A 12,621-nucleotide genomic window follows, 5' to 3' on the forward strand; every position below is an offset into this window, starting at 1 on the left:
TGCTGGCGTGCCAGCACCTGCCCTCCGGTCATTTGGCCTTGTTGGCGGCTTCGGCAGCAGTGATCAGCTCAGGGCCGATATCGGCTTCGAATTTTTTCCAGACCGGCTTCATCGCGACGCGCCATTGCTCGCGTTGCTCAGGTGTCAGGGTGATGATTTCGGTGGTTTTGGCGGCAACGATGCTTTGCTTGGCGTCCTGATTGAGTTGCTCGGCCTCTTTGTTCACCTGGGCGGTGACTTCCACAATGATTTTGTCCAGTTCACTGCGAATATCCGGCGGCAAGCCATTCCAGAACTTGGTGTTGGTGATCAGCATGTAATCCAGCACGCCATGGTTGGACTCGGTGATGTATTTCTGTACCTCGTTCATTTTCTGGCTGTAGATGTTCGAGTAAGGGTTTTCCGCACCGTTGACCACACCGGTTTGCAAGCCCTGATACACCTCGGCAAAGCTCATTTTGCGCGGATTGGCGCGCAAGGCCTTGAACTGCTCTTCAAGTACGGCCGAGGCCTGTACCCGGAATTTCAGGCCTCGGGCATCGCCAGGAACACGCAGCGGCTTGTTGGCAGACAGTTGCTTCATCCCGTTGTGCCAGTAGGCCAGGCCCGTGATGTTCTTGCTCTCCATGGATTTGAGCAGACCCTGGCCCTGCGGGCTCATTTGAAAACGGTCTACCGCGGTGATGTCGTCAAACAGAAAGGGCAGGTCGAACAACTGGAGGGTCTTGGTGTACTGCTCGAATTTGGCCAGCGATGGCGCAATCAACTGTACGTCGCCCAACAGCAGGGCTTCCATTTCCTTACCGTCACCAAACAAGGACGAGTTCGGATAGACCTCAACTTTGACCTTGCCGGGCAAACGTTCCTCGACCAGCTTCTTGAACAGCACCGCGCCTTGCCCCTTCGGGGTCTGCTCGGCGACAACGTGTGAGAACTTGATGATGATCGGATCAGCGGCCATGGCCGTGCCCATGCTGCCTAAAGCAAGCGTGCAGGCGAGTGCCTTGCATAGGGATTTGAACATTTGGGGGAATTCCTCTTCTTTTAGTTTTTGTACAGTTCAATGTTCTGACGCGCATTCGTTATACGGCCAACCACAAGTCTAGGCAAAAAATCATGTTTGAAGGCTGATTTGCTGATTTGCTGATTTGCTGATTTGCTGATTTCGCTGGAGCGTAATGCGAATAACGTCAGGCCCCCGCGCGCCAAGACCTGCAATTGCCCCTGAGTAGTTTCCGAACCTTTTGCCAATCACCTTGGTGGCTGCCCAGGCACTCGAGATACGGTGCGTATAGGTAGTTTCCGAGGCTACTCATCAACCCTTCAGACGCCTAGATTGAAGTCATCGCAATGCAAAGCCAGGGCGGGCGCTTTGGCGTTTTTGCCGAATGCCTGGCAGTGGTTGCCGGCCCTCACAGGCGCAGCCATGGCCCCATCCATTTTGATAGAGACAGACAGGCAGGCTTATCTGGCTCTGAACAAAAGGCGACTGACATGTCCGAGTTACCAAACCCTCAGCAAAATCATTTGCTTGCCGCGCTGCCGGTCGAGATTCGGCATCGCCTGCTGCCTCAACTGGAGCTGGTGTCATTCCCGCTGGGCAAAGTCCTTTACGAGTCCGGAGACGTTTTGCGCTACGTCTATTTCCCGACCGACTCCATCATTTCATTGCTCTACGTCATGGAAAACGGCGCGGCGGCCGATATTTCGGTGGTGGGTAATGAAGGGCTGATTGGTGTCGCCTTGTTCATGGGCGGCGAGAGCACCTCAAGCCGGGCGGTCGTGCAGAGCGCCGGCTACGCGTTCCGGCTCAGAGGGCAACTGCTCAAGGACGAGTTCAATCGTCACGGCGAAATGTTGCGTCTGATGCTGCGTTACACCCAGGCGTTGATCACGCAAATGGCGCAGACGCCGGTTTGCAATCGTCATCACTCAATCGACCAGCGACTGTGCCGTTGGCTGTTGTTGTCGCTGGATCGCCTGCCGGGTAACCAACTCGTCATGACTCAAGAGCTCATTGGCAACATGCTCGGTGTGCGGCGTGAAGGCATTACCGAGGCCGCCCGCAAGTTGCAGAAGCTTGGTGTGATCGAGTACTGCCGAGGGCTGATCACCGTGCTCGACCGCCCCCAACTCGAGGAATTAAGTTGCGAGTGTTACGCCGTCGTTAAGCATGAAACCGACCGACTTCTGCCTTGCGCCCAGCCAGAGCACTTGCGCAGGCCTGTCTGTCATGCACTCACGGCGCATGTCCACTGATGCTGTGACGGCCTCCTGTGTTCGCTACCGCACAGCGGCCAGTGAGCGCGCGAGTGATGATGGAGCAAGGTTTGACGGGAGACGACACGATGAAGGAACGCCAGGCTGGAACCGGGAAGGATGCGGCTGACATCGGTGTGGTCGCGGCCATACGTGGCAGCGTCGTGGACATTCGTTTCGCTGCCGCGCTGCCGCCCATCCACACCCTGTTGCGCGCAGGCGATGCGGGCAAGATAGCCATCGAGGTCTTGGCCCAGCGCGACGAACATCATGTGCGGGGTATCGCGCTGACGCCCACGCAGGGCCTGGCGCGAGGGATGCCGGTACATGACACCGGCGGGCCGTTGCAGGCCCCGGTCGGCAAGCAGATTCTGTCGCGCATGTTCGACGTCTTTGGCAATACCATCGATCGCCAGCCCGCGCTGTATGCTGTGCAATGGCGTTCGGTGCATCAGCCGCCACCGCCTCTGGTGCGTCGTTCAACCCGCTCCGAAGTCTTCGAGACAGGTATCAAAGCCATTGATGTGCTGACGCCGCTGGAACGCGGCGGCAAGGCGGGCCTCTTCGGTGGGGCCGGCGTCGGCAAGACGGTGCTGCTGACCGAAATGATCCATAACATGATCGGTCATCAGGAGGGCGTGAGCATTTTCTGCGGTATCGGTGAGCGCTCCCGTGAGGGCGAAGAGTTGTACCGGGAAATGAAGGCCGCCGGCGTGCTGCCCAACATGGTGATGATCTTCGCCCAGATGAATGAGCCGCCCGGCGCGCGTTTTCGCGTGGGGCATGCGGCGCTGACGATGGCCGAATACTTTCGCGACGACGAACAACGCGATGTGTTGCTGCTCATCGATAACATTTTTCGCTTCATCCAGGCCGGCTCGGAAGTCTCTGGTCTGATGGGGCAGATGCCATCCCGTCTGGGTTACCAGCCGACGATGGGCACCGAACTGGCGGCACTGGAAGAACGTATCGCCAACACCGACAGCGGTGCGATCACCTCGATTCAGGCGGTGTATGTGCCCGCCGACGACTTCACCGACCCGGCGGCGGTGCATACCTTCTCGCACCTTTCGGCGTCGATCGTGCTGTCGCGCAAACGTGCCAGCGAAGGCCTGTTTCCAGCCATCGATCCGCTGCAGTCCAGCTCCAAAGTGCTGACGCCGGGTATCGTCGGCGAGCGCCACTACCAACTGGCGCAGGCCATCCGCCGCACGCTGGCTCAATACGCCGAACTCAAGGACATCATCGCCATGCTCGGGCTGGAGCAATTGTCGCCCGACGACCGCAACGTGGTGGCCCGTGCGCGGCGTCTGGAGCGCTTTCTCACACAGCCATTCTTCACCACCGAGCAGTTCACCAACATGAGCGGCAAGCTCGTCAGCCTGGAGGATGCGCTGGATGGCTGTGAGCGCATTCTGGCGGACGAATTCAAGGATTTCCCCGAGAGCGCGCTGTACATGATCGGGGCGGTCGACGAAGCCAAAGCCAAGGTTAAACCGCCTGCCAGCAAGGCTGCCAAGGAGCCCACTCATGCTGTTGATGACACTTAAAGTGTTGTTGCCCTTCGAAGTGTTTGCCGTCGAAGCGAACGTGTCGAGCATCGTTGCCGAGACGGCACAAGGGGCATTCGGCTTGCTGCCCAGGCGTCTGGACTGCGTCGCGGCGCTTGTGCCGGGCATCCTCAGTTTCGAGAGCGAGGCGCACGGCGAAGTGTTTCTGGCGCTGGACGAGGGTGTGTTGGTCAAGACCGGGGCGGATGTGGTGATTTCGGTGCGTCGGGCGCTTCGTGGTGATGATCTGGACCACCTGCGCGGCGCCATCGAGCAGCAATTCCTGGCCCTGGATGCGCAAGAGCAAGCCATGCGCCAGACCATGACACGGCTGGAAACCGGGTTCATGCGCCGGTTCGTTTCGTTGCGTGATCACACGTCATGAAAACGGATCCCAAGCGCACGCCTGCCGGCCCGACACTGGCTGAACAAGTCGGCGCCAAAGCCGCCCGAAAACTCAAAGCGCGGCGCAGGGGCACACCCGTGGTGTGGTTCGGCCTGGGCATGATGGGCTTGATTGGCTGGTCGGTGGTGGTCCCTACGTTACTGGGCGCATCCCTTGGACTGTGGATCGATCGGCACCATCCCGGCGGCCACTCCTGGACGTTGGCCCTGCTGGTGGCGGGGCTCACCCTCGGTTGCCTGAACGCCTGGCACTGGGTGTCCAAGGAAGATCAGGCCATGTATGACGAACCCGATGAGAAGGAGCAGGGTGATGATTGATCAAGGTACTTGGGCGCTGGTTTGGCTGGCGGCGTTGTTGGCGGGTGCCGCGCTGGGCGGCGTGTTTTTCGGCGGTCTGTGGTGGACGGTGCGTCGGGGCGCGTCATCGCCGACACCGGCACGCTGGTTTCTCGCCAGCCTGCTGCTGCGAACCGCTACCGTGCTATTTGGCTTTTACCTGGTCGGTGCCGGTCAACCGCTGCGACTGGGCCTGTGCATGTTGGGTTTCGTCATGGCTCGCGTGATTGTCTTGCGTGTCACTCAACCGAGTGCGGTCGCCATGGCGCCGCCAACCTCCGGACCGCCACCATGCGCCTGACCCCCGATGCCTGGATCTTTTGGCAATACGGTTTGTTCAAGCTCAACGCGACCATTGTCTTCACTTGGGCACTGATGATCGTGCTGGTGCTGGGTGCCGCGCTGATTACGCGACGTCTTGCCACCGGTCACCAACGCTCACGCTGGCAAAACCTGCTGGAGATTGTGGTCACCGCCATCAGCGGGCAGATCAAGGACGTCGGCCTGCAGCAACCTCAGCGCTACCTGAGTTTTCTCGGTACGTTGTTCCTGTTCATCGCGGCGGCGGCGTTAGCCACCGTGATCCCCGGCTACGAACCGCCCACCGCATCGCTGTCGACTACCGTAGCGCTGGCCCTGTGCGTACTGGTGGCGGTTCCGCTGTTCGGTATTTGGGGTCAGGGGCTGGCCGGCTACCTGAAATCGTACATGCAACCGACGCCGATCATGCTGCCCTTCAACCTCATCAGTGAAGCCTCGCGCACGCTGGCGCTGGCTGTGCGTCTGTTTGGCAACATGATGAGCGGCGCGATGATCATCGCCATCCTGTTATCCATCACGCCGTTTGTCTTCCCGATCGTGATGACGGTTCTGGGCCTGCTCACCGGCATGGTGCAAGCCTACATCTTCACCATTTTGGCGGCGGTTTACATCGCCGCCGCCACCCGCCGCAGCCCAGCGGTCAACCCCCCTTCATCGACGCCGGACACCTGAGCCGCGGCTCGATTTCCTGTCAACTCACACAGAGGCACGCTTATGGACTCTCTCACCTTGATCGCCGTCGCCTCCATCGTCATGGCAGGCCTGACGACCGGCTTCGGCACAATGGCGCCCGCACTGGCGGAGGGCAGGGCGGTTGCTACGGCGCTCAGCTCGTTGGCCCAACAGCCCGACGCGTCGGCCACCATCACCCGGACGCTGTTCGTTGGGCTGGCGATGATCGAGTCGACGGCCATCTACTGCTTTGTTGTGTCGATGATCCTGATCTTCGCTAATCCGTTCTGGAATGCCGCCGTCACGGCGGCGGCCCAAGCGGCAGGAAAATAGACCGTGCTTATCGACTGGTTCACCGTCGGCGCGCAGGTGCTGAACTTCCTCATTCTGGTGTGGCTGATGAAGCGTTTTCTGTACCAACCGGTGCTGGACGCCATCGCGTCGCGGGAGGCGAAGATTGCCGCCGAACTCAAGGACGCCGCCGACACCAAAGCAAAGGCCCATCAGCAGCAAGATGAGTTTGAGCACAAGAATCAGGCTTTCGACGAACAGCGAGACGCTTTGCTGAGCAAAGCCACCGAGGAGGCCAACGCGCAGCGTCTGCGCTTGTTGGCCGAGGCACGCCAAGCCGCCGAGGCTGCCAGTGTGGCGCGAGCAAAGGCTCTGGCGACTGAGAGGCAGCACCTGCACGCCGAGATCGTGCGCCGCACACAACGGCAGGTTTACGACATCTCACGCCGGGTGCTGGGCGACCTCGCATCCGTCAGCCTGGAACAGCGTGCTTGCGAGGTGTTCATTCAGCGCTTGCAGGCTCTGGAGGGCACCACGCTGGACGCATTGATCGCTGCACTCAAGGCGACGAGCCAAGGCGAATCGGCGCGGGTGCGCAGCGCCTTTGAATTGCCGGACGCACAACGTGCCTCGATTCAGGCCGCGCTCGACGCGTTGCTCGGCCAGCCGATCACGCTGACGTTCGAGTCGGACCCTGACCTGGTCACTGGTATTGAACTGAGTGTGAAGGGCGTGAAACTGGCCTGGAGCATTGCCGAGTACCTTGACGCCTTGGCAGTAACCCTGAAAAAACCACAGCCGACAACGGAGCACGCGTGACCTTGCCCGCGTCGCTGGACGTGACGCTGCAAAGCGTCCTTGAAGACGCGTTCGCCAGCATCAGCCAAGGGCTCCAGGCGTTCACTGCGCAATTGGTATTGCACGAAGTGGGCACGGTGGTCAGCGTTTCAACCGGCATTGCCCGCGTCCAAGGCTTGCTGCACCTGGGCTTTGAGGAGCTGGTGTGGTTTCCCGGTGGCTTGTCGGGCATCGCCTTCAACCTGGACGAGGAGGGTGTCGATGTGGTGCTGCTGGGTGACTACGCTCATCTGCGGGCGGGTCAGGAAGTCCACCGCACCGGCCGCGTGATGGACGTGGCGGTGGGCGAGGCGTTGTTGGGCCGAGTGATTGATCCCTTGGGCCGGCCGCTGGATGGTGGTGCGCCGTTGGCGACTGAAGAACGCCTGCCAATCGAGCGGCCGGCGGCGCCGATCATGGACCGCGCGCCCGTGACCGAGCCGCTGCAAAGCGGATTGAAGGTCATTGATGCGCTGATCCCCATCGGGCGTGGCCAGCGCGAACTGATTTTGGGCGACCGCCAGACCGGCAAGACCGCGATCGCCATCGACACCATTTTCAACCAGCGTGACAAAAACGTTTTGTGCGTTTACTGCGCCATCGGCCAGCGCGCGTCGGCAGTGGCCAAAGCGGTGGCCAACCTGCGTGAGAAAGGGGCGCTGGCCTACACCGTTGTCGTGGTGGCCGAAGGTAACGAGGCGCCGGGGCTGGCCTACATTGCGCCTTACGCGGCCACCAGCATCGCCGAGTACTTCATGGAGTCTGGTCGTGACGTGCTGATTGTCTACGATGACCTCACCCACCACGCCCGCGCCTATCGCGAACTGTCGCTGCTGCTGCGTCGTCCTCCGGGCCGCGAGGCGTTTCCGGGGGATATTTTCTACATCCATTCGCGCATGCTGGAACGCGCCACGCACCTCAATGAGGAGCGCGGAGGCGGTTCGATGACCGCACTGCCCATCATTGAAACCGAAGCACAGAATATTTCGGCTTATATCCCGACCAATCTGATATCCATCACCGACGGGCAGATTGTGCTGTCGCCATCGCTGTTCGAACTGGGCGTGCTGCCGGCCATCGATGTCGGGCAGTCTGTCTCGCGGGTGGGCGGCAAGGCGCAGCGCGCGGCGTATCGTGCGGTGGCGGGCGACCTCAAGCTTGCCTACGCGCAGTTCGAAGAACTGGAAACCTTTGCGCGCTTCGGCGCCCGACTGGACGAAGACACGCGACAGTCCATCGTCCATGGCAAGCGTATCCGCGCCTGCCTGGCTCAGGCCGAGTTCTCGCCGGTGACGGTGCCTGCACAGATTGCCATTTTGCTGGCGTTAAATGCCGCGCTGTTCGACCCGGTGCCGCTCGACAGCATGCTTGCCGCGCAGCAAGCCGTGGAGAAAGCCGCTGATGGGCTGCCCGAAGACGTGAGCCAACGACTGACAGCCGCCGGTAAACTGACCGACGCCGATCGCGAGCAGGTCACCGAGGTGGCGCGCCAAGCCATTGCCGCGTTCCTGGCGCCAGCGCAGCCAAACACGGTTGCACCCAAGGCCGGTGCCGTGACCGACACCGGCCAAGCCTGATGGCTGCCACCATCACCGCACTGCGCCGCCAGATCAGCAGCGCAGGGGACCTGAAGTCCGTGGTCCGTGTCATGAAAGCGTCGGCAGCCTCGGCGATCGGGCAGTACGAGCGCTCAGTGGCGGCCTTGGCCGATTACGCGCGCACGGTCGAACTGGGATTGGGGGTGTGTTTGCGCTCGGTCGATTCCAGTGGGCCGCCTCCACGGTTATCGGCAGCGCGCGCCGAAGACATCGTGGTGCACGCGTTGGTATTCGGGTCGGATCAGGGATTGGTGGGGCGGTTCAACGAGGCGGTGGTCGACTATGCCTTGGGCCAGTCGGCATCCCCGGCGACAAAGCTCTGGGCCGTGGGCGAACGCGTGCATGAGCGATTGCTTGATGCGGGCCGAGAACTCGAAGGCACCTTTGTCGTTCCGGGATCGGTCGAGCAAATCACGCGACTGGTCGGCCAGATTCTGCAAAGAATCCCCATGGCCGGCAGCGAAGTTGAACCGCACAACACCACGCTGATTCTTTTCTATAACCGACCCAATGGCGCTGGCTACACGCCCGTGAGCCAGCGATTGCTGCCTCTGGACGGACATTGGCAGCGGGACTTGGCACACCAGCCCTGGCCCACGGCGCAACGGCCCGAAGTGCTGAGCGCCAATGCGCAGACGCTGCGCGCGTTCATTCGCGAGCACCTGTTCGTGTCTTTGTTTCGAGCCAGCGCCGAGTCGTTGGCCAGCGAGAACGCCAGTCGTCTCGCCGCCATGCAGCGCGCCGATCGCAACATCGGCGAACTTCTGCAAGCGCTGAACGCCAACTACCACCGTTTACGCCAGGCCGGCATCGACGAAGAGCTGTTCGACGTGATTTCTGGCTTCGACGCCTTGCTGCCGAGTGCAGATTCTGGCCCTCAGCACTGAACAGACAACTGTGAACAGGAAACCGAATCATGAAAGTCGTGGTCGCCTTGGGCGGAAATGCACTGTTGCGGCGCGACCAACCGCCGACGGCAGAAAATCAGTTGGAGAACATTCGCGGTGCAGCCGCACAACTGGCGCGCGTGGCCGCGCATCACGATCTGGTGCTGACGCATGGCAATGGTCCTCAGGTGGGGTTGCTGGCGCTTCAGGCGGCGGCCTATGAAAAAGTGCAAGCCTATCCGCTGGATGTGTTGGGCGCGCAGACCGACGGCATGCTGGGCTATCTGCTGGAGCAGGAATTGGCCAACCTGCTGCCGCAAACGCGCACGGTAACCACACTGATCACACGCGTAGAGGTCGATCCGCACGATCCTGCGTTCAGCCATCCCAGCAAGCCGATAGGACCGATGTACAACCAGGCCGAGTCTGCGCGTATCGCCTCGCAAAAGGGCTGGGTGATGGCCAGGGACGGTGATGCGTTTCGGCGCGTCGTTGCATCACCAGCGCCCTTGCGAGTGCTCGGGCTGCAATCGATCCGCTGGCTGCTGGAACATGGCGCACTGGTCATTGCCGCCGGTGGTGGCGGCATTCCGGTGGCGGCCACGGGGGAGAAGGGCGACAAGAAACTGCACGGCGTGTCAGCGGTGATCGACAAGGATCAGTGCACCAGCCTGCTCGCCCGCGACCTTGAAGCCGACTTGCTGGTCATCGCCACTGACGTGTCGGCGGTCTATCTCGACTGGGGTTTGCCCACGCAGCGCGCGCTCGGCAACGTCACACCGCAGGAACTTGCCCAGTACCCGTTCCCTGAGGGTTCGATGGGGCCGAAGGTCGAGGCGGCGCGAAGCTTTGTACTCGCCACGGGGCATCGCGCTGTCATCGGTTCGCTCGAGCAGATCGAAGAAATGATCGCCGGCCATGCGGGCACTCAAGTGGCCCTTGCGAAAAGCACTGATGGCGGTGGCCCGTTGAGGTCCTGAATGGGGGCGCTGACACGCTGACAGGTCCGGAGCCTCTGGCTGGACTGTCAACCGGAACGGGAATTCATTCAGCCCGCCTCGCAGGCCCACATCTCAATGGACGGCTGGCTGGAAGTCGGCATACCAACCCATTGGCTCATTGGCTGGCACTGGCCGTTGAAGCACAACTGGTAGTCGCCAGCCTCGGGGGTGCGCCCCAGACTCAGTGGCTGCATAGGCGCCAGTGTGCGGCGGTAGTGCCAACTGCCATTGTCCAGTCGGGCACCCTCGGGAATTTCCATGCCCGCGCCGTTACCGCGCACCCGAGCCTCTTCCAGCACAAGGCCTTGGGCAGTGACGCGGTAATCTTCCTCCCAGCGAATCTTTTCGATGGTGTGATTCCACGCCAGCGTGAAGTGCGAAATCGGTAGCTGAGCCCACACCGCCCCTGTGAGGCCCAGACACAAACCGATCATGCGCGGGCTATCCTGGCCTGGCGGGAACGCCAGATGTGCTGAAGGATCACGGCGGCCCCAAGGGCGAAGCCCAGTTCATCGGTCAACGGCAATGCCACCACCAGCAAGCCTCCAGCCGCCACGCACAATAAGCGCTCCCATGCGGGCATTTTTCGTTGTAGATAACCGGTGGAGGCCATTCCCCAGAGTCCGACCGCCAATACCGATTTGATCACCATGTAGGCGGTCATCCACAAATTATCGCCTTGCAGCATGAGCGCCGGGTTGTAGACCGCCATGAATGGAATGACAAATCCGGCCAACGCGATTCGCACCGCCCAGAGGCTGATCTTGAAACCGGACTCTTTGGCAATCGGTGCCGCAGCAAAGCAGGCAAGGGCGACAGGGGGTGTCAGGTCGGCGAGGATGCCGAAATAGAACACGAACATATGCGACACGATCAGCGGTACACCCAATTCCAGCAGGGCAGGGGCCGCGATCGAGCTGGTGATGATGTAGTTGGGAATGGTCGGAATGCCCATGCCCAGCACCAGGCAGGTGATCATTGTCAGTATCAGCGACAGCAGCAGGTTGTCTCGGCCAATGGCCAATATGTAGCCTGCAAACGTAGAGGCCACACCGGTCAGTGACACCACACCGATAATGATGCCCACCAGTGCACAGGCAATGCCCACCGGAACGGCATGGCGCGCGCCTTCGACCAGCGCGTGCAGGCAGATGATCAGTGTGTCGTGCCCTCCTTTGATGAACGCACAAATCAACACCAGCACCGCAACGACCGCAAAGATCACACCGATCCCCAACTGGAAGAAACCGGTACACAGAATCCCGAGCGCGATCCAGAAGGCGCAGCGCAGGCCGAAACTCTGCACCCTGAGAATGATGGCCGAGCCGAGAATCACGATGGCGGTCAGGGCCAGTCCGACCATGCCGGAGAACAACGGCGTGCGCCCGGAAAACAGCAGATAGACCAGAACCAGCAGCGGGATCAGCAGGTACCATTTCTCCTTGACGGCGCCCAGTGCGCTGGGACATTGATCCTTGGGCAGGCCCATGAGATTGGAGCGTTTGGCCTCCAGATGAACCATCCAGAACACCGAGCCGAAGTAGAGGGTGGCAGGAATCAACGCCGCCTTGGCTATTTCCACGAACGGCACGTTGATGGTTTCGGCCATGATGAAGGCGACAGCGCCCATCACCGGCGGCATCAGTTGGCTACCCATGCTGGAGGTCGCTTCAACGCCGGCAGCAAACGCGGGCCGGTATCCAAAGCGTTTCATCAACGGAATGGTGAATTGCCCCGTGGTCACGACGTTGGCAATCCCTGAGCCCGTGATGGTGCCCATCAGCGCCGACGACGCGACCGCAACTTTGGCCGGGCCGCCCACCTTGTGGCCGAACAGGCCCATGGCGAAGTCGGTGAACAGTTTGATCATGCCCGCCTGTTCAAGGAACGCGCCGAACAGGATGAACAGAAAGATGTAGGTTGCCGAAACATAGGTCGGAGTGCCGTACAGCCCTTCGGTGCCAAAAGAGAGCTGGTTGATGATCTGATCGAAGCCGTAGCCGCGATGCGCCAACTCTCCCGGTAGATACTCGCCGAACAGACCGTAGGCCAGGAACAGGCCGCAAATGATCGGCAGGGCAATCCCCATCACTCGCCGTGCGGCTTCGAACACCAGCACGATCAACACAATGCCCGTCACCGTGTCAGTGAGCGTCAGATCCCCGGAGCGCTGAATCAGGTCAGCCTCAAACACCCACTGATAGATGGCCGTAGCAATGGCGGCCAGGCTGAGTATCCAGGCCAGCGGCTGCCATGGACGGTCCTTGCCATAAGCGGGGTAGCTCAGAAAAACCACCCACAGCAGGAAACCTACGTGGACGGCGCGCAAGACCTGGCTTGAGATCGGTGCAAATGCGGCGGTGACGATCTGAAAGATCGAGAACAACAAGGCTACGTAAAACAGGGTTTTCGGCCACTCTCGCGGATTCGTGGAGATGCCGTGATGATCATCACTCATTAGTTG

The 12,621-nt window shown here is 60.9% G+C and carries 14 protein-coding genes; 11 read left to right on the forward strand and 3 right to left on the reverse strand.

The features are described from left to right. Positions 1-28: 28 nt before the first annotated feature. Positions 29-1,024 (reverse strand): TRAP transporter substrate-binding protein, encoded by a 996-nt coding sequence (locus AACY50_RS13650; RefSeq protein WP_401157649.1) that lies wholly within the window; start codon positions 1,022-1,024, stop codon positions 29-31. A gap of 470 nt (positions 1,025-1,494) precedes the next feature. On the opposite strand from AACY50_RS13650, the gene AACY50_RS13655 reads away from it, so the two are divergent. The 11 genes from AACY50_RS13655 (at position 1,495) to arcC (ending at position 10,136) form a co-directional block, all read left to right on the forward strand. Next, positions 1,495-2,259: a Crp/Fnr family transcriptional regulator gene (locus AACY50_RS13655; protein ID WP_339538685.1), complete on the forward strand. Its 765-nt coding sequence runs from the start codon at positions 1,495-1,497 to the stop codon at positions 2,257-2,259. Positions 2,260-2,348: 89 nt separating this feature from the next. Continuing rightward, positions 2,349-3,809 carry a F0F1 ATP synthase subunit beta gene (gene atpD, locus AACY50_RS13660; protein ID WP_339538686.1) on the forward strand — a complete coding sequence of 487 codons (1,461 nt, stop codon included), beginning with the start codon at positions 2,349-2,351 and terminating at the stop codon, positions 3,807-3,809. After that, positions 3,790-4,194, forward strand: coding sequence for a F0F1 ATP synthase subunit epsilon (locus AACY50_RS13665; RefSeq protein WP_339494341.1), 405 nt, complete (start codon positions 3,790-3,792; stop codon positions 4,192-4,194). Before atpD ends, AACY50_RS13665 begins: the two co-directional genes overlap by 20 nt. Next, positions 4,191-4,532: an AtpZ/AtpI family protein gene (locus AACY50_RS13670; protein ID WP_339538687.1), complete on the forward strand. Its 342-nt coding sequence runs from the start codon at positions 4,191-4,193 to the stop codon at positions 4,530-4,532. The genes AACY50_RS13665 and AACY50_RS13670 overlap by 4 nt, the downstream gene beginning before the upstream one ends. Next, positions 4,525-4,851, forward strand: coding sequence for an ATP synthase subunit I (locus AACY50_RS13675; protein WP_221731736.1), 327 nt, complete (start codon positions 4,525-4,527; stop codon positions 4,849-4,851). The genes AACY50_RS13670 and AACY50_RS13675 overlap by 8 nt, the downstream gene beginning before the upstream one ends. Further along, the gene (locus tag AACY50_RS13680; protein ID WP_339494339.1) at positions 4,842-5,543 is read left to right on the forward strand and encodes a F0F1 ATP synthase subunit A; all 702 of its coding nucleotides are present in this window, start codon (positions 4,842-4,844) and stop codon (positions 5,541-5,543) included. Before AACY50_RS13675 ends, AACY50_RS13680 begins: the two co-directional genes overlap by 10 nt. 42 nt (positions 5,544-5,585) lie before the next feature. Beyond that, complete coding sequence (locus AACY50_RS13685) at positions 5,586-5,876, forward strand: F0F1 ATP synthase subunit C (protein ID WP_221731738.1); 291 nt, start codon at positions 5,586-5,588, stop codon at positions 5,874-5,876. Positions 5,877-5,879: 3 nt separating this feature from the next. Beyond that, on the forward strand, positions 5,880-6,653 hold the full coding sequence (locus AACY50_RS13690; protein WP_339538688.1) for a F0F1 ATP synthase subunit delta: 774 nt from the start codon (positions 5,880-5,882) through the stop codon (positions 6,651-6,653). After that, positions 6,650-8,248, forward strand: a complete 1,599-nt coding sequence (locus AACY50_RS13695) for an alternate F1F0 ATPase, F1 subunit alpha (RefSeq protein WP_339538689.1) — start codon at positions 6,650-6,652, stop codon at positions 8,246-8,248. Before AACY50_RS13690 ends, AACY50_RS13695 begins: the two co-directional genes overlap by 4 nt. Beyond that, entirely contained in the window at positions 8,248-9,156 is a 909-nt protein-coding gene (locus tag AACY50_RS13700; RefSeq protein WP_339465046.1) for a F0F1 ATP synthase subunit gamma, read from the forward strand. Before AACY50_RS13695 ends, AACY50_RS13700 begins: the two co-directional genes overlap by 1 nt. 29 nt (positions 9,157-9,185) lie before the next feature. Further along, entirely contained in the window at positions 9,186-10,136 is a 951-nt protein-coding gene (arcC, locus tag AACY50_RS13705) for a carbamate kinase (protein WP_339465044.1), read from the forward strand. A gap of 68 nt (positions 10,137-10,204) precedes the next feature. On the opposite strand, the gene AACY50_RS13710 is transcribed toward arcC, so the two are convergent. Together AACY50_RS13710 and AACY50_RS13715 are read right to left on the reverse strand one after the other, a co-directional pair. Continuing rightward, the gene (locus AACY50_RS13710) at positions 10,205-10,591 is read right to left on the reverse strand and encodes a DUF1850 domain-containing protein (protein ID WP_339465042.1); all 387 of its coding nucleotides are present in this window, start codon (positions 10,589-10,591) and stop codon (positions 10,205-10,207) included. Further along, the gene (locus tag AACY50_RS13715; protein ID WP_339494334.1) at positions 10,588-12,615 is read right to left on the reverse strand and encodes a TRAP transporter permease; all 2,028 of its coding nucleotides are present in this window, start codon (positions 12,613-12,615) and stop codon (positions 10,588-10,590) included. The genes AACY50_RS13710 and AACY50_RS13715 overlap by 4 nt, the downstream gene beginning before the upstream one ends. Positions 12,616-12,621: the final 6 nt, after the last annotated feature.

The organism is Pseudomonas sp. RA_15y_Pfl2_54 (genome assembly GCF_963971015.1).
In the GTDB taxonomy this organism is placed as follows: Bacteria; Pseudomonadota; Gammaproteobacteria; order Pseudomonadales; family Pseudomonadaceae; genus Aquipseudomonas; species Aquipseudomonas baetica_A.